The sequence below is a fragment of the Variovorax sp. Soil_C_26 genome (assembly GCF_057657075.1).
This window is the reverse complement of sequence record NZ_JBDGJC010000003.1, coordinates 245,411-265,163: the sequence shown is the minus strand read 5'-3', so window position 1 is coordinate 265,163 and position 19,753 is coordinate 245,411. Positions and strand designations below refer to the sequence as shown.

The 19,753-nt window shown below is 69.3% G+C and carries 19 protein-coding genes; 10 read left to right on the top strand and 9 right to left on the bottom strand.

Annotation, left to right across the window (positions count from 1 at the left end; all coding sequences use genetic code 11):
• Positions 1 to 8 precede the first annotated feature (8 nt).
• The 3 genes from AC3A6G_RS10740 to AC3A6G_RS10730 all read left to right on the top strand — a co-directional run bounded on the left by AC3A6G_RS10740 (position 9) and on the right by AC3A6G_RS10730 (position 2,582).
• Positions 9 to 416 (top strand): PIN domain-containing protein, encoded by a 408-nt coding sequence (locus AC3A6G_RS10740; RefSeq protein WP_487859091.1) that lies wholly within the window; start codon positions 9 to 11, stop codon positions 414 to 416.
• Positions 413 to 1,492 carry a patatin-like phospholipase domain-containing protein gene (locus AC3A6G_RS10735; protein ID WP_487859092.1) on the top strand — a complete coding sequence of 360 codons (1,080 nt, stop codon included), beginning with the start codon at positions 413 to 415 and terminating at the stop codon, positions 1,490 to 1,492. Before AC3A6G_RS10740 ends, AC3A6G_RS10735 begins: the two co-directional genes overlap by 4 nt.
• Positions 1,493 to 1,592: 100 nt before the next feature.
• Positions 1,593 to 2,582 (top strand): tripartite tricarboxylate transporter substrate binding protein, encoded by a 990-nt coding sequence (locus AC3A6G_RS10730; protein ID WP_487859093.1) that lies wholly within the window; start codon positions 1,593 to 1,595, stop codon positions 2,580 to 2,582.
• A gap of 10 nt (positions 2,583 to 2,592) precedes the next feature.
• On the opposite strand, the gene AC3A6G_RS10725 is transcribed toward AC3A6G_RS10730, so the two are convergent.
• The 7 genes from AC3A6G_RS10725 to AC3A6G_RS10695 form a co-directional block, all read right to left on the bottom strand.
• Complete coding sequence (locus AC3A6G_RS10725) at positions 2,593 to 2,979, bottom strand: DUF4150 domain-containing protein (RefSeq protein WP_487859094.1); 387 nt, start codon at positions 2,977 to 2,979, stop codon at positions 2,593 to 2,595.
• 30 nt (positions 2,980 to 3,009) lie between these two features.
• Positions 3,010 to 3,726: a DUF3540 domain-containing protein gene (locus AC3A6G_RS10720; protein WP_487859095.1), complete on the bottom strand. Its 717-nt coding sequence runs from the start codon at positions 3,724 to 3,726 to the stop codon at positions 3,010 to 3,012.
• Positions 3,723 to 4,874: a pentapeptide repeat-containing protein gene (locus AC3A6G_RS10715; RefSeq protein ID WP_487859096.1), complete on the bottom strand. Its 1,152-nt coding sequence runs from the start codon at positions 4,872 to 4,874 to the stop codon at positions 3,723 to 3,725. Before AC3A6G_RS10715 ends, AC3A6G_RS10720 begins: the two co-directional genes overlap by 4 nt.
• Positions 4,871 to 7,537, bottom strand: a complete 2,667-nt coding sequence (locus tag AC3A6G_RS10710) for a DUF2169 family type VI secretion system accessory protein (RefSeq protein WP_487859097.1) — start codon at positions 7,535 to 7,537, stop codon at positions 4,871 to 4,873. The genes AC3A6G_RS10715 and AC3A6G_RS10710 overlap by 4 nt, the downstream gene beginning before the upstream one ends.
• The gene (locus AC3A6G_RS10705) at positions 7,534 to 7,971 is read right to left on the bottom strand and encodes a hypothetical protein (RefSeq protein WP_487859098.1); all 438 of its coding nucleotides are present in this window, start codon (positions 7,969 to 7,971) and stop codon (positions 7,534 to 7,536) included. The genes AC3A6G_RS10710 and AC3A6G_RS10705 overlap by 4 nt, the downstream gene beginning before the upstream one ends.
• Positions 7,972 to 7,995: 24 nt before the next feature.
• Positions 7,996 to 10,338, bottom strand: a complete 2,343-nt coding sequence (locus AC3A6G_RS10700) for a type VI secretion system Vgr family protein (RefSeq protein ID WP_487859099.1) — start codon at positions 10,336 to 10,338, stop codon at positions 7,996 to 7,998.
• A 396-nt stretch (positions 10,339 to 10,734) separates the two neighbouring features.
• Entirely contained in the window at positions 10,735 to 11,874 is a 1,140-nt protein-coding gene (locus AC3A6G_RS10695) for an iron-containing alcohol dehydrogenase (protein ID WP_487859100.1), read from the bottom strand.
• Positions 11,875 to 11,941: 67 nt separating this feature from the next.
• On the opposite strand from AC3A6G_RS10695, the gene AC3A6G_RS10690 reads away from it, so the two are divergent.
• A complete protein-coding gene (locus AC3A6G_RS10690) occupies positions 11,942 to 12,916 on the top strand; it encodes an alpha/beta hydrolase (protein ID WP_487859101.1) in 975 nt (324 codons plus the stop codon).
• The gene (locus AC3A6G_RS10685; protein WP_487859102.1) at positions 12,913 to 13,797 is read left to right on the top strand and encodes a YbgC/FadM family acyl-CoA thioesterase; all 885 of its coding nucleotides are present in this window, start codon (positions 12,913 to 12,915) and stop codon (positions 13,795 to 13,797) included. Before AC3A6G_RS10690 ends, AC3A6G_RS10685 begins: the two co-directional genes overlap by 4 nt.
• 6 nt (positions 13,798 to 13,803) lie before the next feature.
• Here the strand turns inward: AC3A6G_RS10685 and AC3A6G_RS10680 are convergent, their stop codons facing one another.
• Positions 13,804 to 14,655, bottom strand: a complete 852-nt coding sequence (locus AC3A6G_RS10680) for a hypothetical protein (protein ID WP_487859103.1) — start codon at positions 14,653 to 14,655, stop codon at positions 13,804 to 13,806.
• A gap of 152 nt (positions 14,656 to 14,807) precedes the next feature.
• Positions 14,808 to 15,734, bottom strand: a complete 927-nt coding sequence (gene ygfZ, locus AC3A6G_RS10675; protein ID WP_487859104.1) for a CAF17-like 4Fe-4S cluster assembly/insertion protein YgfZ — start codon at positions 15,732 to 15,734, stop codon at positions 14,808 to 14,810.
• A 131-nt stretch (positions 15,735 to 15,865) separates the two neighbouring features.
• On the opposite strand from ygfZ, the gene mltG reads away from it, so the two are divergent.
• From mltG to AC3A6G_RS10650, 5 genes are all read left to right on the top strand, one after another.
• The gene (gene mltG / locus AC3A6G_RS10670) at positions 15,866 to 16,903 is read left to right on the top strand and encodes an endolytic transglycosylase MltG (protein ID WP_487859105.1); all 1,038 of its coding nucleotides are present in this window, start codon (positions 15,866 to 15,868) and stop codon (positions 16,901 to 16,903) included.
• Positions 16,900 to 17,571, top strand: coding sequence for a dTMP kinase (gene tmk, locus AC3A6G_RS10665; protein WP_487859106.1), 672 nt, complete (start codon positions 16,900 to 16,902; stop codon positions 17,569 to 17,571). Before mltG ends, tmk begins: the two co-directional genes overlap by 4 nt.
• 73 nt (positions 17,572 to 17,644) lie before the next feature.
• Positions 17,645 to 18,667 (top strand): DNA polymerase III subunit delta', encoded by a 1,023-nt coding sequence (locus tag AC3A6G_RS10660; protein ID WP_487859107.1) that lies wholly within the window; start codon positions 17,645 to 17,647, stop codon positions 18,665 to 18,667.
• Positions 18,664 to 19,059 carry a PilZ domain-containing protein gene (locus AC3A6G_RS10655; RefSeq protein ID WP_487859108.1) on the top strand — a complete coding sequence of 132 codons (396 nt, stop codon included), beginning with the start codon at positions 18,664 to 18,666 and terminating at the stop codon, positions 19,057 to 19,059. The genes AC3A6G_RS10660 and AC3A6G_RS10655 overlap by 4 nt, the downstream gene beginning before the upstream one ends.
• 126 nt (positions 19,060 to 19,185) lie before the next feature.
• A partial coding sequence (locus AC3A6G_RS10650) for a TatD family hydrolase (RefSeq protein ID WP_487873613.1) occupies positions 19,186 to 19,753 on the top strand: 568 nt, incomplete at its 3' end.

Here is a 19,753-nt window from a genome sequence, read left to right as displayed (position 1 = left end):
GAGCGGCCATGTACCTGCTCGACACGAACGTCATCTCGGAACTGCGCAGAGCCCGCCCGCATGGCGCGGTGCTCGCATGGCTGACGCCGATCGCTGACGCCGACCTGCACCTGTCGGCGGTCACGCTGGGCGAGATTCAGGCCGGCATCGAACTCACCCGCGAACAGGATTCCGCGAAGGCCACCGAGATCGAGCAGTGGGCCGCGCTGGTTGCCGCGTCCTACAACGTGCTGCCGATGGATGCCGAAACCTTCAGGCTCTGGGCCAAGCTGATGCATCGCAGTTCGAACACTCTGTACGAGGACGCGATGATCGCCGCCACGGCCAAGCAGCACGCGCTGATCGTCGTGACGCGCAACGTCGGCGACTTCGCGGGTTTCGGTGTCGAGGTGCTCGATCCCTTCGCGCAACGATGAAAGCCCTGCGCATCTACGCCGGTCCCACGGCCCGCAGGCACATCGAACAGCACGGCCTGCGCCCGAACGACGTGCGCACGATCCCCGGCGCGGCGGGCGGGCCCAAGGGGCTGGTGCTCGGGCCGCTCGACCGCTTCATCTTCGGGCGCTGGCTTGCCCGGTCGAGCCAGCCGGTCGACCTGGTGGGCGCATCGATCGGCGCCTGGCGGCTCGCGACGGCCTGCCTGGCCGATCCGCAGACGGCCTTCGAGCGCTTCGAGCACGACTACGTGCGCCAGCAGTTCGATATTCCGCCGGGGCAGAAGCGGCTCAGTCCGCACCAACTCAGCGAACGCTTTGCGGAAAGCCTGACCACGTTCTATGGCGGACGCATCGGCGAGGTGCTCGGGCATTCGCGCTACCGGCTCCATGTGGTGACCTCGCGCGGGCGCCACATCCTCGGGCGCGAGGGCAGGGCGCGCACGCCCTTCGGCTACCTGGGCGCCTTTGCCACCAACAGCGTGTACCGCAAGGGCCTGGGCGCATGGCTCGAGCGCTGCGTGTTCTCGACGCCGGGCGCTGCGCTGCCTTTCGGCACGCGCGACTTCCGTACGCGCCAGCATGCGCTCAGCGAAGCGAACTTCAACCTGGTGCTGCAGGCCTCGTGCTCGATCCCGTTCCTGCTGTCCGCAGTGCACGACATTCCGGGCGCGCCGCGCGGCGCCTACTGGGACGGCGGCATCACCGACTACCACCTGCACCTCGACTACCAGCCGGCGGACGAGGGCATCGTGCTGTACCCGCATTTCCAGCGCGCGGTGGTGCCGGGCTGGCTCGACAAGGGCCTGCGCTGGCGCCACCGGGCGACCGGCTTCCTCGACCGCATGGTGGTGCTCGCGCCCGACCCGGCGTGGGTGCGCTCGCTGCCCAACGGCAAGCTGCCCGACCGCAAGGACTTCATTCACTTTGCGCACGACACGCCGGCGCGCGTGGCCGCGTGGCACAAGGCCACGCGCGAGGCCCAACGGCTTTCGGACGAGTTCGAGGCCTGGCTCGACGCAGGTGCGGAACGCGTGCGCGACGTGCTGCCGCTCTGAAGAGAAAACCGCGCCTGCGCGCGGCGGGCAAACCCTGAGCGCGGCGCCGTGGTTGCGCTTCGAGAATGAATGTTTACTTCCGTCAGAGAAAGCCGCCTTCATGTCCTCGATCAGAATTTCGCGCCGCCATTTCACGCTCGCTGCCGCAGCCGCCGCGAGCAGCAGCCTCGCCGTTCCTGCCTTCGCCCAATCTGCCTGGCCCAGCAAGCCGGTCCGCATCGTCGTGCCGTACACGCCGGGCGGTTTCACCGACCAGATGGCGCGGCTCGTGCAGGTGGGCCTGCAGGCCCGGCTCGGGCAGCCGGTGCTGATCGACAACAAGCCCGGTGCCAACAGCCTGATCGGCGTCGACGCGGTGGCCAAGGCCGCGCCCGATGGCAGCACCTTCGGCGTGGTGATCGCGGCCTATGCCGCCAACACCACGCTCTATCCCAAGCTGCCCTACGACCCGCAGAAGGACCTCACGGGCGTGTCGCTCATGGGCGTGTCGCCGCTGCTGGCCGCAGTCAACAGCGACGCGCCGTTCAAGACCGCGCGCGAACTGATCGCCTATGCGCGCGCCAATCCGGGCAAGGTGAGCTTCGGCTCGTCGGGCAACGGCTCGGCCGCGCACCTGACGACCGAGCTCTGGAAGTCGCTCACGCAGACCTACATGATCCACATCCCATACCGCGGTGCCGCGCCCGCGCTAACCGACCTGATGGGCGGGCAGATCCAGCTCTTCTTCGACGCGCCCACCGGCCTGATCAACCAGGCCAAGGCGGGCAAGGTGCGGCTCATCGGCGTGGCGGGCGACAAGCGCCTGGCCGCGGCGCCCGAGGTGCCGACCTTCATCGAGCAGGGCTTCGCGGGCTTCACCGGCAGCACCTGGGCAGGCATGATCGCGCCCGCGGGCACGCCGCGTGAGATCGTCAAGCGCATGTCCGACGAGGTGTCGCGCATCATCAAGAGCGACGAGACGCGCGCAAAGCTCGACGCGATGGGCACCATTCCCGCGGGCAGCACGCCCGAGGAGTTCGACGCGTTCATCGTCGCCGAGACCACCAAGTGGGCCAAGGTGATCCGCAGCGCGGGCGTGAAGCTCGAGTAGCGCCGCCGGGCTATGCGGCGAGAACCAAGACCTTGAACTGGCTCGGCACGATCCGCATGCCGACCATGTTGCAGCGGTTCTGCACCGACAGGCTCGTCATCCGCGTGCACGGCGTGCCCTTGAGCAGCACGGTGAAGGCGCCGGTGATGTGGCGCGAGGGGCCCATCACGGTCTGCGATACCACGCCCATGAGCACGCCCGCGTTGTCGCCGTTGGTGATCGGCGTGACCGTGGCCATGTTGTGCGCCGGGGTGCCGCCGTAGAGGATGTTCCACGCGTTCGGAATCGCGGTCGGGCCGAGTGCGAAGTTGGGGTAGGGGATCGGCAGCGCGGGCGGCGTCTTGCAGACGTCGGGGAAGGCGAGGTCCACGCCCATCATCTGTGCATTGGCGAACATGTGTCGTTGCTCCTTCGTTGCGGGGCGGGTTCAGCCCATGTGGATCTGCTCGGCGTCGACCTTGACCAGCGCCTTGCTGCTGACCAGGGTGTTCTTCGCGTGCAGGCGCATCGTCTCCGTCGCCTGCATGTCGATCTGGCCTGCGCGCACCTGTTCGACCTCTTCGGTCAGGCGGAAGCTGGAGCGCGTGAGCACGCTCAGCCGGTCGAGCACCGTCTCGAGCGTGCGGCCGACGAAGCGTGCGACCAGCGTCGTTACGCGGACCTCGGCGCCGCGATAGTCCAGGTCGGTCAGTTCGACCTGCGCCTTCCGTGCCTGCAGGTTGAACTCGGTCGCGCGAAGGTCGAGCTGCGTGTCGGCCTGCAGCGCGATACCGCCGCTGCGTGCGTGCAGCGTCAGATCGCCGTTCACCACGAGCTGCGAGCGGCCCGGATCGGCCTGGGCGACGACCGCGATCAGGTAGAGCTGCTCGCGCTCCGGCCCCGCTACGAGCACGGTGTCGCCGATGGCCGGCTGCAGCAGGCAGCTCGCGGCGCGGGTGCAGCGCCAGCGCTCGCCGCCCGCCTGCGCGGCGACGCGATAGCCGTCGCTGCCGAGCGCCTCGACGACGGTGCCGAGGGCGCTGCCGTTCCAGGCGGTCGATGCCGCCGCCGGCAGCGGCCGGCGCAGCAGCACGTGCATCTCGTCGGGCATGGCCTCGGCGGGCGCCGGGTCGGCTTCGGGCTGCCGAGCGGTGCGTTGGTTCATGGCATGGTCTCCTCGGAAGGGCCGGAAGGGCCGGAAGGATCGGCGCCAGGCGGCAGCGGACGCCCGAAGGTGTCGCGGCCTGCGCGCTGCGGGCGCAGCCGCCGTGCCGCCGAGAAGCGCTCGGCCTCGAACAGCGCGGGGTCGCTGTCGAGCACGCCGAGGCGGTCGCTCCATCGCGTGCCGGCCTGCAGCGCACGATGGGTCTGGGTGCGCTGGAACATTGCGCCGCGCATGTCGGCGTCGCTGAGGTCGGCATAGGCGAAGTCGGCATACACCAGATGGCTGCGCGCGAACGAGGTCCGCCGGCAGTGCGCGCGGTGGAACACGCATTGCGTGAGCTGCGCATCCGACAGGTCGGCGTCGTCGAGCAGGGCATCGACCCAGAGGCTCTGATCGAACCGCGCGCCGCGCGCGTCGGCATGCCGCAGGTCGGCCTCGGGAAAGAGGCACTGCGGTGCCTCGACGCCGGTGAGCACCGCGCGCGCCAGCTTCGCGCCCTTGAAGTTGCATTGGCTCAACTGCGCCCGATCGAAGTTGCAGCCGCGCAGGTCGGCATCGATGAACTGGCACAGGTGGAACGATTGTCCCGAGAAATCCTGCCCCGCGAGGTCGGCCTCGCTGAAGATGACGTTGTGGAAGCTGGCGCCCGCGAAGTGCGCGCCGCGCAGTTCGGCGCGGTAGTACACGGTGGTGTTCAGCGCCACCTCTGTGAAGCGGGTCTCCGCGAGATTCGATTCGCCGAACACCGCCTTGGTCAGGTCCGCGCGCTGGAAGTCTGCTGCCTGGAGCTGGCTCTGGTGGAAGGTGGCGAGCCCGGCCGCGGCCTCGGCGAAATCGGCTTCGCGCAGGTCGCAGCCGCTGAAGGTGGTCCGGCCCATCGCGGCGCCGCGCAGGCGCGCGCCGGACAATGCGCACTGGTGGAAGGCCGCGCGCTGCAGGTCGGCGCCGTCGAGCACCGCGGCCTCGAACCGGCAGGCGTCGAAAGCCGACTCCCCGAGGCGCGCGCCGCGCAGGCTGGCCCCCGAAAAGTCGCATTCGCGCAGCGCGCCCCCGCGCAGGTCGAGGCCGTCGAAGTTCATGCCCTTGAAGTCCTGCCCCTGGATGTGTTCGCCGGTGCGGAGTTTCTGCGCAAGAGTCTCCGGCGTCATTGCACCGGATCCGCCGCGCGGCGTGGGAGGGTCTTGGACTGCTCGAGGTAGGCGCCGCGGGTTTCGGTCACCGTGTCGATCACCGACTGGGACACGTCGGCGCGGAACAGGTTGGCGTCGCGCAGATCGGTGCCGACGAAGCGGGATTTCTGCAGATGCGCATTCATGAGGTTGGCGCCAGAGAGCGAGGCGTGCGTGAAGTCGGCGCGGATGAAAAGGCTGTCGGGCGCGTCGATGGCGCTCAGGTCGGCGCCGACCAGCGCGCACGACGAGAGATCGCAGGTGTCGAGCGTGGCGGCGACGAAGCGCGCGCCATCGAGCGGCATCTCGCGCAGGCTGCAGTGCAGCAGCGTGGCACCCTCGAAGTCGGCATTGCGCAGGCTGCTGGTGCCGACGAAGCAGCTGGTGCGCAGCGTGGCGCCGCGAAACACCACGCCGGTGTCGCCCGGCGTGTGGGCCCAGGCGCAGGCTTCGAGCGAAGCGCCCGAAAAATCGAGGTGCTCGACGTGGCACGAGATGAGCCCGAACTTGTGCAGCCGCGCCTCGCGAAAACTGCAGTCGACGAGCCGGCTGCCTTCGAGCAGCGTGACGTAGTCGAGCTGCGCGGCGTCGAAGCGGCAGCCTTCGAAATGCATGCCGAAGAGGTTCAGGTGCGCGAGCCGCGCGCCGCTGAAGTCGCAGTGGTCGAAGCGGGTCTTCTCGATCGTGGTCTCGTGCAGCGCCGCGCCGGTGAACGAGGTGTGCGCGCAGTGCGCGAGGCTCAGGTTGGCCTGGTGCAGCACGCAGCCGGCCAGCGACGCGCGCGACAGGTCGGCGCGCACCAGCACGGCTTCGGTCGCATCGGCGCCGTCGAGCTGCGCGCCCACGAGCCTGGCGCTTTCGAGCAGGGTGCGGCGCAGCACCGCGCCGCGCAGGTCCATGCCCGAGAGGTCGGCGCCGGTCAGGTCCATGCCGGAGAGGTCGCGCGTGGTGGCCATGATGTCGCGCACACGCTCGCGCACCTCGGCGGCGCGCTCGCCGTCCAGCGCATCGGCCGCGGTCTGGTGCTGCGCGCCGAGCCGGTACATGTCGATCAGTCCGCGCCGCCCGCGTTCGGCCGCCTGCGCGAGTTCGTGCTGCTGCTCGGGCGGCATCTGCGCGCTGCGCGTGGCGGGCGCGATGCCGAGCATGCCCTTCATCACGCTCTTCGCGTCGAATGCCGGCGGACCCTTGACCTGGGTGCGGCCGGCGTTCTCGACCATCTCGCCGGTGTCGAAGCCGACCTTGCGCGACTGCACCGCATTGGCCTTGCCGTGCTCGGCGAGTTCGCGTCGGGCCTCTTCGAGCCTGGTCGTCTGTTCGCGCTCGTAGGCCTTGGCCTGCGCCATGAATTCGGGCAGCTCGCTCAGCGTGGGCATGCGGGTGAAGGGCTCGGGCACCGGGCGCTCCCTGAAGTGGCGCGCCTTGTGGCCCGCGGCCATGCCCTGCCGTGCGATGTCTTCGCGAAGCAGGCGGGCGCGCTCCTGCATGTTGCGCATGAGCGGCGATTCTTCTTCGTCCTGCTCGGTGCGGTCGATCCACGGACCGATGCATTCGGCCGGCAGCAGCTCCTCGTCGCGGAAGGTGTAGAGCGCGCCCGTCTCGGGATTGCTGCGCCGCTGCAGGGTTTCGAGGTAGTGCGCGAGCGGGCGGGGCGGCTCGGCGGCCTGTTCGATGGCCGGCATGACGTGCGTGACGTCGGCGGCGTCGTCTTCCGCGATGTCGGTCTCGCCATGGAAGATCAGCGCGATCTGCTCGCGGTGCGGAAAGAACCAGGCGGTGGTGAGCCGCAGGTCGATCTCCTCGAAGCGCTCGGGCTCTGCACTTGCGCCCGCGCCGGTCCGGCGCGCGATGAAGCCGCGGGCGCGCCAGTCGGGCAGCCGCCCGCGCTGCACGGGCTCGGCGGGATGCATGTTGAGGATCTGGTAGGGCGTGCCGCCGGCGATGCGGTCGTCCTGCGGCCAGCGCTGCGCGGGCGCGGCGGCGTTGAAGAGCCGCCAGTCCATGTCTTCGGCAAAGCCGGGGAAGAGGTTCTCACGCCAGTGCGTGCCGTAGTCGCTGCCGATCAGGCGCATGCGTGCGGGCCAGCTCACGTCGATGGCGCCGGGGCAGGCCGGTTCGACGGCGCGTCCGGGGTGGTCGATGCGGCGGTTCGGATGCTCCACGTTGGGCAGCCGCTGCACCTGCAGGCCCTGGACGAGTTCGGGTTGGTGCCCGATGCCCAACGGATTGTCGGCACAGGCGGGACCGCCGAAGGCGCGCGTCCAGTCCAGCCGCATCGATTCGAAGGGCTGCGGCGCGCTCGCGCGGCCGTCGATCCAGTAGCGGTCGCCGAAGACCACGAACTGCCGCACCAGCGCGCCCACCTGGAGTTCGACCGCGCAGGCGGTCTTCTCGGCCTGGTGGTGCGTATAGGCATGGCCCGTGGCGAGGAACTCGGCGCAGGGCTTGGGCATGCCGAGATCGATGGCGCCGGTCGGGCCGAGCTCCTCGGAGACCGTCTTCCAGAACTCGGTCTCGGGCAGCAGCACGGGCTTTTCGTCCATCGAGATCATGCCCATCACGGTGAGCGCCAGGCGCTGCCGGCCCGAGCGCAGGAAAGGCCGCGTGATCACGCTCAGCCGCAGGGGTTTGACGCTTTTCACGCGGAGGCGCGGGGAATCTCGAGCGGCGTGCGCGAGCGGTCGATGGCGAGGATCGAGGCGTCGTTCGGGTCGCGCAGCAGGTGCACCGGCTTGCCGGGCACCGCGAACTGCGGCAGCAGGCTCTCGTCGATCAGCGTGCGCACGACGGCGGGCCGTTCGGCCCAGGCCGCATCGTTGTCGACCAGCCGCAACGCCAGCTCGACGGCACACACCTTCTGCCCCTGCGTGCCGCCGCGGGTCAGCTCGTTCTCGGAACGCTTGAGCGACTCGACCACGGCCTCGGCGGGCACGCCGGTCTGCGCCAGGCGCTCCCAGGTCTTTGCCTCGGCCGAATAGATGCGGTTCTCGTGTGTGGCCACGATCACCACCGAGGCCGCCACCGCGAGCATCGATCCCATCAGCACCGCGAAGACGATCCAGAGAATGATTTCCATCGTTGCCGATTCGCTCCAGGCCTCTCAGGCCACCAAGGTCAGGACCTTGAACTTCGCCGCCAGGCCGCCGGTAGCGATGAGCATGCCCTTGTTCGCGATCGAAAGCCCCCTGGCGGTGACCTCGAGCGGCTCGTTCTTGAGCGAGAACAGCGCGACATCGATCTTGACCGTGGCGATCTGCGCGTTGAGCGCCGCGTAGTACTGCAGCCGCGCGCCCCACACGTCGAGCGACATGCCGACCAGGCTCAACCGGAAGCCCACGCCACCCATGCGATGGAGCCGCCAGTCGCCGCTGGTCGCATAGTTGTTGTTGTAGACAGTCGAGTTGTTGGTGTAGTTGTTCGTCGTGTTGTTGTAGGTGCTCGACGTGGTGTTGTAGACGTTGGTGTTGATGACGTGCTGCGTCGTGTTGTGGATGTGGTTCGTGGTGTTGAAGATCACGTCGGGCGAGGTGTGCACCGTGGGCCCGGTCACCACCGTGTTCGACGGGCCGTTGACGGTCACGTTGTTGATCGTGTTGACCGTGTCGTTGCGCCCGCCGCTCACGAAGCGGATTTCCTGGCCGTCGATGGTGCCGTTGAAGCCGCCCGAGATCGCCAGGTTCACGCCGCCGCTGATGGTGTCGTTCAGGCCGCCGCTGAGGGTGCGCGTCTTGCCGCCCGTGATGCTCTGCGTGACGCCGCCGCTCACCGTCTCGCTGAAGCCGCCGGTCACGTCGCGGGTGTCGCCGCCGGTGATGGTCTCCTTGGCGCCGGCCGTGATGTCGCGCGTTTCGCCGCTCAGGTAGGTGGACGACTCGTGGCCCTCGATGCGCGTGGTGCGCGTGCCGCCGGTGGTGTGCGTCTCGTCGGCCTCGACCTCGACGTCGAGGTTGCGCTCGGCATGCAGCAGGATCTGCTCGGCGCCCGTGCGGTCCTCGAAACGCAGCATGTTGGCCTGGTTGGCCGCGCCGCCGCTGCTGGAGCGCGTGAGGATGCCGCTGGCCGTGGCGTTGGCGGGCAGTTCCCAGGGCGGCATCTGGTCGTTGTTGTAGACGCGGCCGGTGATGATCGGCCGGTCGGGCTCGCCGCCGATGAAATCGACGATCACTTCCTGGCCCACGCGCGGCATGTGCATGGTGCCGAAGTTGGCGCCGGCCCAGCTGCTCGACACCCGCACCCAGCACGAGCTGTTCTCGTCGGCCTGGCCGTAGCGGTCCCAGCGGAACTGCAGCTTCACGCGGCCGAAGCGGTCGGTCCAGATCTCTTCGGGGCCGACGACGGTGGCGGTCTGGGGGCCGTTGGTGCGCGGCTTCGGTGTCTTGCGCGCGGGGCGAAAGGGCACGCTCGACGGCAGCACGGTGAAGTCGAACTGGCAGATCGACTCGGTGGTCCCGGTGGAATAGTCGGGTTCCTGCAGGTCGTAGCGCGTCTCGGTGACGAGGTATTCGCGGTTGTCCGATTCGCGCGGGCAGTGCGTCATCTCGAACAGGTAGCCCGGTGCCATGCCGACCACGTTGGTGTGGCCCGCGGCGAGTTCGTGCGCGCCCTGCAGCTCCTGCAACCGGATCTTGGCGTAGGTGTCGCCCTGCTGGTGTTCGCTGTAGCCGCCGAGCCATTCATAGACTTCGTAGCTCGAATGGTCGTGGCCCTTCGGGTCCTGGCGCACGCTCTGCAGCGAGGCGCGCGATTTCCTGAAATCGAAGTCGTCGAGCATCACCCGGCCCGCGGTGATCTGCTCGGCGACACGCCACTTGTCGATGCATGGTTCCATCGCATGCAGCACGCGGTCACGCGAGCGGTAGGCGATGCGCGGGTAGGCCGGCAGCTTGCCGTAGCTGCCGGTGTCGTCGGCCAGCACCAGCATGTGGGTGTTGCGCGAATGCTCGAAGTGGTAGGCGATGCCTTCGTGCTCCATGAGCCGGCTCACGAACGCGAAATCGCTCTCCTGGTACTGCACGCAATATTCCCACGGGCGGTAGCTGCCCGTGAGGCGCTTCTCGAACTCGAAGCCGTACTTGCCGAGCACCTCGTCGAGCACCTCGGGCACGCTCCTGTTCTGAAAGATGCGGCAGTCGGTGGTGCGCGTGAGGAACCAGAGCCACGGCTGCACCAGCGCGCGGTACACGTAGTGGCGGCCGGTTTCGTTGGCACGGCCCACGAGCTCGAAGCGCACCACGATGCCGTTGAGGTGGCGCGGCGTGGCGCCATCGGTGATCTCGAGGGTGAGCGAGGTGCCGAGCAGCTTCTTCAAATCGAGGTTGAAGCTGGGGCTGACCATGTCGACCTCGAACTCGAACAGCTGCGAGAGGCCTTCCCGTCCCCGCATCGCGCGGAACCTGAGCTGCTCGGCGGTCAGTGCGGTGTGGACCTGGACGGTACGCGTCATTCGGATTTCCCTGGCTACCTGGGGCTGCTGCGGTTGCAGGCCTTCGGAAACAGTCTAGGAAATGCTTATGTCATGTGGATGACGTGCGGGCTTTGGTGATGGCTGTCGTTCAGGGCGGGTGCCCAGGGTACCGGGTACTCCCCTCCGCGAATGTCCCCCGCCTTCGGCTCCTCCTTTATTTCGCTGCGGGGAGCACCCGGTACCCTGGGCACAGGGCACGCTCGTTGTGCATCGCTGATCAACCCCCGCTCCGTGCAACGATCACGCCGATGGGGTGCCTTGCGCAGCGAAATAAAGGAGGAGGGCGAAGCCCGGGGGACATTCGCGGAGCAAGGTACCCCGTCGGCGTGGTCGCCGCCCTGAACAGCCGCCCCGAACAGCGCAGCTACAAAACGCTTACATCGACGCTTCGAGCATCGCCGTGTAGTCGTCGCGCGACGCGAGCCGCGGATTGGTCTTGTGGCAGTGGTCGGCCATGGCGCCGTCGATGATCTTCTCGAACATCGCGGGCGTCACGCCCACTTCGGCCAGGCCCTTGGGCATGCCCAGGCGCGCGTTCATGTCGCGGATCGCCTCGGCCAGGTCGCCGGCCGAATCGAGGTGCATGGCCTGCGCCATGCGCTGCAAGCGCTGCTCTTTCTGGACCGACTCGGCCCCCGCGTTGAAGCGGATCACCGCGGGCAGGAAGAGGGCGTTGAGCGTGCCGTGGTGCAACCGCGGGTCGACGCCACCCAGGCTGTGGCTCAGCGAGTGCACGCAGCCCAGGCCCTTCTGGAACGCCATGGCGCCCTGCATCGACGCGCTCATGAGGTTGAGGCGTGCCTCGCGGTCGCTGCCGTGGTTGGTGGCGCGCTCGATGTGGCCCCAGGCGCGCTCCAGGCCGTCGAGCGCGATGCCGTCGGCCGGCGGGTTGAAGGCCGCCGACATGAAGGTTTCCATGCAGTGCGCGATCGCGTCCATGCCGGTGGCGGCCGTGAGCCGGGGCGGCAGGCCGAGCGTGAGCTCGGGGTCGCAGATTGCGGCCTTGGGCATCAGGAACCAGCTGTGGAAGCCGAGCTTGCGGTGGTCGTCCACGATGACGATCGCGCCGCGCGCCACTTCGCTGCCGGTGCCGCTGGTGGTGGGCACCGCGACGATCGGCACCACGCGCTCGGTGATCTTCGGTGAGCCGCCTTCGATGGTGGCGTAGGTCTTGAGCGGGCCGTCGTGCGTGGCCGCGATCGCCACGCCCTTGGCGCAGTCGATCGCCGAGCCGCCGCCAACGGCGATGAGCCCGTCGCAGCGCGCGCTGCGGTACATCTCGACCGCAGCGCGCACCGCGGCCTCGGTGGGGTTGGAGGGCGTCTGGTCGAACACGGCGACGTCTTCAATGTCGGTGAGGGCGTCGAGCGCCTTCTGCAGCACGCCGGCCGCGCGCACACCGGCGTCGGTGACGATCAGCGGGCGCTGGATGCCGATGCGGGCGCACTCGCTGGCGAGCAGCTTGATCGCGCCGAATTCGAACTGGATCTGGGTGAGGTATTGGATCAGGGCCATGGGCGTGAGTGCGTGGGGCAGTACGATTGCCGACCATCGAATCTATCAAGAGCAGCCAGTCTTGCACATGAACAAAACCCTTGGCGCTGTCGCGTCGGGCACATCGCTGACCGCCAAGATGGCCAGCGTCGTCGAACGCATGGCGCGTGCCGGCCACCCGAGCCTGGACCAGCTCGCCCCCGACGAGGCCAAAGCCGCCTACGAGAAAGGCGCCGGCGTGCTCGAGGTGCCCAAGCCCGAGCTGGCGCGCATCGAGGATTTCGCGATTGCCGCGCGCGACAGCGCCGAACTGCCGGCGCGGCTCTATGCACCTTCAATGCCGTCGGCGCAGAAGCTCCCGGCGCTGGTGTACTTTCACGGCGGCGGCTTCACCGTGGGCAGCATCCGCACGCACGACACGCTGTGCCGCGTGCTGAGCGTGAAGAGCGGCTGCGCGGTGGTGTCGGTCGACTACCGGCTCGCGCCCGCGCACAAGTTTCCGACCGCCTCGAACGATGCCTGGGACGCCTTCGCGTTCGTGGCGAAGGAGGGCGCGCGGCTCGGCCTCGACACCGGCCGCCTCGCCGTGGGCGGCGACAGTGCAGGCGGCACGCTGGCGGCGGTGTGCGCCATCCTCGCGCGCGACGCGGGGCTGCCGCTCGCGCTGCAGATGCTGATCTACCCGGGCACCACGGCGCACCAGGACACCGACTCGCACCGGCGCTTCGCCGACGGGCCGCTCTTGACCAAGGCCATGATCGATTACTTCTTCGGCCAGTACGTGAACACACCGGCCGAGCGCGACGACTGGCGCTTCGCACCGCTGCTGGCCGACGACGTCGACGGCGTGGCGCCGGCCTGGATCGGGCTGGCCGAATGCGATCCGGTGGTGGACGAAGGCATCGCCTATGCCGACAAGCTGCGTGCGGCCGGCGTGCCGGTCGACCTCGAGATCTACCGCGGCGTCATCCACGAATTTCTTAAGATGGGGCGTGCCATTCCCGAGGCACTGCAGGCGCAGGACGATGCCGCGCGCGCACTCCGAGAAGCATTGAAACCATGACCGAGACAACAACGACCCTTCCCCAGCGAAAAGACTTCCGCTTCTTCCATCGGCTGCGCGTGCGCTGGGCCGAGGTCGACATGCAGAAGATCGTATTCAACGCGCACTACCTGATGTATTTCGACACCGCCGTCGCCGACTACTGGCGCGCGCTCGCGCTGCCGTACGAGGAGGCCATGCAGGCGCTGGGCGGCGACCTGTACGTGCGCCGCGCGACGATCGACTTCCGCGCCTCGGCGCGCATGGACGACGTGATCGACGTGGGCATGAAATGCGCGCGTGTCGGCAATTCGTCGATGGTGTTCGAGGGCGCGCTGTTCCGCCAGGACCAGTACCTGGTCGGCTGCGAACTGGTCTACGTGTTCGCCGATCCGGCCACGCAGACCTCGAAGCCGGTGCCCGCGGCGCTGCGTGAGACGCTGCTGGGCTTCGAGGCCGGCGAGCCGATGTGCACGGTGGAGACCGGCGACTGGAAGACGCTCGGCGAAGGTGCGGGCGCGCTGCGCCGCGCGGTCTTCATCGAGGAACAGAACATCCCCAAGGAGCTCGAGTGGGACGCGCACGATGAAGTGGTGCTGCATGCGGTGGTGCGCAACCGGCTCGGCCAGGTGATCGCCACCGGCCGCCTGCTCGACGCCGTCGACGGCACCGCGATGCTCGGCCGCATGGCGGTGCACCGCACGCTGCGCAGCGGCGGCCATGGCGCGTCCGTCATGCAGGCGCTCGAGGACGCCGCCCGCGCGCGGGGCGACCGCGAGATCGGCCTGCATGCGCAGCGCCGCGCCGAGCGCTTCTATGCGCGGCGGGGCTACCAGGTGCATGGCGAGCCCTTCGAGGAAGCCGGCATCCCGCACATCGAGATGCGGCGGGCGCTGAACTGAGAAGTCTCAGTACCGCGGCGGCGGATCGGGCACGTAGCCCGTGTCCGACCTAGGGAAGGCCGACGGACCTTCTGGGCGCGGCCAGCGCGGCGGCGGCACGGGGATGATGCCGGCCGCCACCAGGTTTTCGCGGCTGTCGTAGCGGATGCGCACCATCTCGTTGGGCGACGGACCTGCGCGCTCGAAGGTGGTGTGGCCCACGTGCGAGGCCTCGCGCCGGCCGTGCCCCGTGCCGAGGCTGGGAGCAGGTGCCGCCTGCCGCGCGAGGCCGCCCTTGGCCGAGGCGCCCGGCATTGCGGCTTCCGCCGCGCTGTCGGCAGCGCGGGCCTGCGGCACGACGGGCTCGTCCGGCACAGGCGGATGCGGCACGCGCTCGCGGAACATCGCCACGCCGATCACGCCCACGTCGTCGGGCCGGCCGGTGCGGCTCGCGTACGACGCACCGACCGAGGTGAACTCGAAGGCCGCGATCTGCGAGTCGCTCTTGCGCCAGCCCGCGATGTCGCTGCGTTTGCCGCCCGAAAAGACGTAGCCGTTCTGCAGCACGCCCGCGGTTTCGCCGGTGACGATGTTGATGCCGTCCACCGACATCACGGCCATGATGCGTTCGCCGCCTGGATGGCGCACGCGGATCGCATAGCGCGCGCCGGGCCGGCCGGCGACCCAGTGGTCGCCCCGGTGGCGGTACAGCGGAAGTTCGCGGCCGCTGGCGCGGTCGATCACGCTGACCTGCATCAGCGCGCCCAGGCGGTGGGCAACCGGTGGCGCCGGGTACGGCCACAGGGGGCTTTCGGCCGAGGCGGCAAGCGGGGCCATGGCAATGGCGAGGGCGATCGGAAGCAGGCGTCTGCGTTTCATGGTGGATTTCCTTGGGCCGTAGTGGATCGGTCCGGCTTCTACGGGCCGGGGATCGAGACGGGGTCAAGGCGCAGGCAAAAAAAATGGCGCTGCCTTGTCGGGGCAGCGCCAGCCATCGCATCGCGCAAGGATGCGCGGGAACATTCCTGAAGTTAGATGTCTTCGAGCAGCGGGTAGGGCAGCGGTTCGACCGTGAGTGCCGGCCCGTCGGCACCGCCCGCGCGGAGGCCGCCGGCCTCGAGTGCCGAGATCTGGACCGACACCAGCGCCGCCCAGCCGCCGGCGGGCGCCTCGGCGGCCTGCACGACGGTGCCGACGGGCTGTTCGGCGTCGCCTGCGGCGAACACTTCCTGGCCCGCGCCGAGCGGCGCATCAGCCCGCACGATGTAGGTGCGGCGCTTGAGCGTGCCGCGAAACTGGCTGCGCGCTACCACCTCCTGGCCCGGGTAGCAGCCCTTCTTGAAATTGACGCCCCCGACCGATTCGTAATTGATCATCTGCGGCACGAAGGCCTCGACCACCGGCGTGGTCAGGGTCGCGATGCCGCTCCGAACCTCGCTCCAGAGCCAGAGCGCGGCGTCCAGCGGCGCACCGGTGGGCGCGGGGCTGTCCACCGGCGCGATCCAGAGCGCGCGCGGCACGCCGTCGGCCGGGTAGAGCGAGACCGCGCTCGCATCCTCGCCCACCGCGGAGCGTTGGCCGGGCAGGGCTGCAGCGTCGAGGCCGTTGGCCGCCAACGCGGTGCCCGCCACGCCGTAGAGCGCGAACTGCCCGGTGGCATCGCTGAGCTTGGCCTTGGCGCGCAGCACGTACATCGACAAGCGCTTGAGCGTGGCCGCCAGGATGTCCTGGCTGCAGACCAGCAGCACCAGGTCGGGCTGCGGCCGGATGCCGATGAAGCTTGCGATCGCGCGTCCCTTGGCCGTGCAGAGCGCCGCCAGGCGGGCCTCGGTGGGGCCGAGCAGCGCGAAGTCTTGCGTCAGCTGGCCGTGCAGGAAGCTCGCGGCATCGGGACCCTCGGCGCGGATCACGCCGAGGTGTGAAAGAGCGGTAACACCATTGAGAACGACAGGGGTCATCGCTGAATTATCATGGTCGCGGCCGTTTCGTCGCGCCTGCAGGGAATCCCGCCCCGGTTTCCGCAAGGCCACTGGCCATTGGTTCCGATCCGCTCGCCCATTCTTCCAACTCCCGCTACTGCAACGGACCCGTGCGCCGCTTCTTTCTCACGCTCTTCCTGCTGGCCGCATTCACCGTGCTCGGCCTTGGTGCCGCCGGCCTCTGGTGGGTGCACCAGCCGCTCAAGTTGTCCGCGCCCAGCCTCGACCTGTCGGTCGAACCCGGTACCACGCCGCGCGGCGTCGCGCAGGCCGTGGCCGATGCGGGCGCCGACGTGGAGCCGCAACTGCTCTACCTCTGGTTCCGTCTTTCGGGGCAAGACCGGCAGATCCGCGCCGGCAGCTACGAGCTGGCGCGCGGCATCACGCCCCAGACGCTGCTCAGCGTGCTGGTACGCGGCGAAGAGGCCACGCGGAGCGTGGTGCTCGTCGAAGGCTGGAACATCCGCCAGGTGCGCGCCGCGCTCGCCAAGGCCGAACAGCTCAAGCCCGAGACCGTCGGCCTGCCCGACGACGCACTGATGGCCCGGCTCGGCCGGCCCGGCGTGCATCCCGAGGGCCGCTTCTTTCCCGACACCTACACCTATTCGAAGGGCTCGACCGACATCGCGCTGCTGCAGCGCGCGATGCGGGCCATGGACAAGAAGCTCGAAGCCGCCTGGGCGGCGCGGGCGTCCGACCTGCCGCTGAAATCGCCCGATGACGCGCTGATTCTGGCCAGTATTGTCGAAAAGGAGACAGGCAAGGCCCAGGATCGCGCCGAGATCTCGGCCGTGTTCGCGAACCGGCTGCGCGTCGGGATGCCGCTGCAGACCGATCCGACGGTGATCTACGGCCTGGGCACCGCCTTCGACGGCAACCTGCGCAAGAAAGACCTGCAGGCCGACACGCCCTGGAACACCTACACCCGCGGCGGCCTGCCGCCGACGCCGATCGCGATGCCCGGCAAGGCCGCGCTGCTGGCCGCGGTGCAGCCGGCGTCGAGCAAGTCGCTCTACTTCGTCTCGCGCGGCGACGGCACCAGCCAGTTCAGCCATTCGCTCGACGAGCACAACCGCGCCGTCAACCGCTACCAGCGCGGGGGTGGTGGCAACAGTGTCGAACCCAAGCCGCCGAAGGCCCCCCAATGAGCCGCGGGGAAGGACTTTTTCTCACGCTCGAGGGCATCGATGGCGCCGGCAAGTCGAGCCACCTCGACGCCATCGAGGCGCGTTTCCGGGCCCAGGGTCGCGCGGTGGTGCGCACCCGCGAGCCGGGCGGCACGCCGCTGGCCGAAACGCTGAGGGGCCTGGTGCTCGAACAGCCGATGGACCCGCTGACCGAATCGCTGCTGGTGTTCGCTGCACGCCGCGACCACGTGGTGCGGGTGATCGTGCCGGCGCTCGCGCGCGGCGATGTGGTGCTGTGCGACCGCTTCACCGACGCCACTTTTGCCTACCAAGGCGCAGGGCGCGACTTCGACGCCGCCGTGCTCTCGACGCTCGAACAGTGGGTGCAGGGGGGCAGGGGAGCGGCAGGGCAGCTGCTGCAGCCGCACATCACGCTGTGGTTCGACCTCGCGCCCGAAATCGCGGCCGAGCGTCTCGCGGGCGCGCGGCTGCCCGACAAGTTCGAATCGCAGCCGGTCGAGTTCTTTCGCCGCGTGGCCGCCGGCTACGCGGCCCGCGCAGCCGCCGATGCGGCGCGCTTTGCCCGCATAGACGCCAGCCAGACCCGCGACCAGGTCTGGCAGCAGGTCGAGGCGTTGCTCGTGGCGCGCGGGGTGTTCGCGCCGGCATCGGTGGGGGTCGGGCGATGAGCGCTGCGCCGGGCCGCCCCAAGCAAGCTCGCTCCCGCTTGGCGGGAAGGCGCGCAGCGCCAAGGGTGCACCAATGAGCGCTCCCTCCGCACTGTCGCCCTGGCTGCGCCGGCCGCTCGCCGAGTTGCTGCGCCAGCGCGGCCATGCCTGGCTGCTGCAGGGCCCTTCGGGGCTGGGCCAGTACGAACTGGCGCTCGCGCTCGCGGCCGCCTGGCTTTGCGAACAGCCGGCGGAAGAGGGCGGCAGCGCCTGCGGCCATTGCCCGAGCTGCCATGCGATCGCGGTGCGCACGCATGCCGACCTCTGTGTGCTGATGCCGGAAGTTGCGATGCAGGAGCTGGGCTGGCCGCTCGACGAGAAGGCTCAGTCCGACATCGACGACAAGAAGCGCAAGCCGAGCCGCGAGATCCGCGTCGAGGCGATGCGCGAGGCCGTCGGCTTTGCCCAGCGCACCAGTGCGCGCGGCCGCGGCAAGGTGGTGCTGGTGTACCCGGCCGAGCGCATGAACAACATCACGGCCAACGCGCTGCTCAAGACGCTCGAGGAACCCGTCGGCGACGTGCGCTTCGTGCTCGCGAGCGAGGCGGCCTGGCAGTTGCTGCCCACCATCCGCAGCCGCTGCCTGGGCTTCACGATGCCGTGGCCCGCGACCGCCGAGGCCGAAGCCTGGCTCGCCGCGCGCGATGTGCCCGCCGCCGATGCCCCTGCGCTGCTCCGCGCGGCCGGCGGCCGGCCCAGCGACGCCCTGCGGCTCGCGCGCGCCGGACAGTCGCCCAAGGCCTGGTCGCTGCTGCCCAAGGCCATCGCACGCGGCGACGTGGCCGCGCTCGCCGACCAGGCGCCGGCCCAGGCGATCGGCGCACTGCAGAAGCTGTGCCACGACCTGATGGCGGTCGGCAGCGGCGCCGCGCCTCGGTTCTTCGAGGCTGTAGACCTGCCGCCCGCTGTGCCTTCGCACCTGGCGCTCGCGCGCTGGTCGAAGTCGCTCGCGAGCGCGGCGCGTACCGCCGAACACCCCTTCAACGCGGGGCTCATGCTCGAAGCGCTTGTGAGCGAAGCGCGAACCACCCTAAACTCTGCCGCTCGCCGCCCATGAACCAACCTGCCGCCCCCGCTGGACCCGCCGCACCTGCTGCTGCCGCGATGCCGCCCCGGCCGAGCGTGATCCAGCTCGCCATCAAGGAAAAGGGCGCGCTCTATGCGGCCTACATCCCGCTGTTTGCCGAGGGTGGGATCTTTATTCCGACCACGCGCGAATACCGGCTCGGCGACGACGTCTACGTGCTGCTGACGCTGCCCGAAGATCCGCAGCGCTATCCGGTGGCCGGCAAGGTCGCCTGGATCACGCCGCCGCGCGCCGCCGGCAACCGGGCGCCGGGCGTGGGCATCCGTTTTCCGTCCGACGAAAAGTCGCGCCAGCTCAAGGCCCGCATCGAAGCGGCGCTCGGCGGCTCGATGGCCTCCGACCGGCCGACCCAAACGATTTAGGCTCGCCCCCAGGCTGCGCGCACTTCGTGTCGCTTCTCCCTCCCCCTACCGGGGGCAATACCAGCGGCCCGGCCGAGCCGGTTCCGCGGTATTCCTGGCATTGGCCGTCTTGGCTTCCGATATTTCATGTTCACCGATTCCCACTGCCACCTCACTTTTCCCGAATTCGCGGACCAGATGCCGCAGATCCGTGCCGCCATGGCCGAAGCGCGGGTCGACCGCGCGCTGTGCATCTGCACCAAGCTCGAGGAATTCGACGACGTGCAGGCTCTCGCGGCGCGCTATGACAACTTCTGGGCCAGCGTGGGCGTGCACCCGGACAACGAGGACATCGCCGAGCCCACGGTAGACGATCTCGTGCGGCGCGCCGCCATGCCGCGCGTGGTGGCCATCGGCGAAACCGGGCTCGACTACTACCAGATGGACGCGCGCAAGGGCGGTCGCAGCATTGCCGACATGGAATGGCAGCGTGACCGCTTCCGCGTGCACATCCGGGCCGCGCAGCAGACGCGCATGCCGCTCGTGATCCACACGCGCGAGGCGTCGGTCGACACGCTCGCGATCCTCAAGGAGGAGGGCGAGGACGGCAGCGGCAGGGCGGCGGGCGGCGTGTTCCACTGCTTCACCGAGACGGCCGAGGTCGCTCGCGCGGCACTCGATCTGGGGTTCTACATTTCGTTCTCGGGCATCCTGA

Bases quoted from the DNA above. Each gene is read 5' to 3' on its own strand.
- tmk (WP_487859106.1), top strand. From the start codon at position 16,900: ATGAGCCGCGGGGAAGGACTTTTTCTCACGCTCGAGGGCATCGATGGC.
- AC3A6G_RS10680 (WP_487859103.1), bottom strand. From the start codon at position 14,655: ATGAAACGCAGACGCCTGCTTCCGATCGCCCTCGCCATTGCCATGGCC.
- AC3A6G_RS10655 (WP_487859108.1), top strand. From the start codon at position 18,664: ATGAACCAACCTGCCGCCCCCGCTGGACCCGCCGCACCTGCTGCTGCC.
- AC3A6G_RS10720 (WP_487859095.1), bottom strand. From the start codon at position 3,726: ATGAACCAACGCACCGCTCGGCAGCCCGAAGCCGACCCGGCGCCCGCC.
- AC3A6G_RS10740 (WP_487859091.1), top strand. From the start codon at position 9: ATGTACCTGCTCGACACGAACGTCATCTCGGAACTGCGCAGAGCCCGC.
- AC3A6G_RS10695 (WP_487859100.1), bottom strand. From the start codon at position 11,874: ATGGCCCTGATCCAATACCTCACCCAGATCCAGTTCGAATTCGGCGCG.
- AC3A6G_RS10660 (WP_487859107.1), top strand. From the start codon at position 17,645: ATGAGCGCTCCCTCCGCACTGTCGCCCTGGCTGCGCCGGCCGCTCGCC.
- AC3A6G_RS10735 (WP_487859092.1), top strand. From the start codon at position 413: ATGAAAGCCCTGCGCATCTACGCCGGTCCCACGGCCCGCAGGCACATC.
- AC3A6G_RS10705 (WP_487859098.1), bottom strand. From the start codon at position 7,971: ATGGAAATCATTCTCTGGATCGTCTTCGCGGTGCTGATGGGATCGATG.
- AC3A6G_RS10685 (WP_487859102.1), top strand. From the start codon at position 12,913: ATGACCGAGACAACAACGACCCTTCCCCAGCGAAAAGACTTCCGCTTC.
- AC3A6G_RS10715 (WP_487859096.1), bottom strand. From the start codon at position 4,874: ATGACGCCGGAGACTCTTGCGCAGAAACTCCGCACCGGCGAACACATC.
- AC3A6G_RS10690 (WP_487859101.1), top strand. From the start codon at position 11,942: ATGAACAAAACCCTTGGCGCTGTCGCGTCGGGCACATCGCTGACCGCC.
- AC3A6G_RS10730 (WP_487859093.1), top strand. From the start codon at position 1,593: ATGTCCTCGATCAGAATTTCGCGCCGCCATTTCACGCTCGCTGCCGCA.
- AC3A6G_RS10725 (WP_487859094.1), bottom strand. From the start codon at position 2,979: ATGTTCGCCAATGCACAGATGATGGGCGTGGACCTCGCCTTCCCCGAC.
- ygfZ (WP_487859104.1), bottom strand. From the start codon at position 15,734: ATGACCCCTGTCGTTCTCAATGGTGTTACCGCTCTTTCACACCTCGGC.
- AC3A6G_RS10700 (WP_487859099.1), bottom strand. From the start codon at position 10,338: ATGACGCGTACCGTCCAGGTCCACACCGCACTGACCGCCGAGCAGCTC.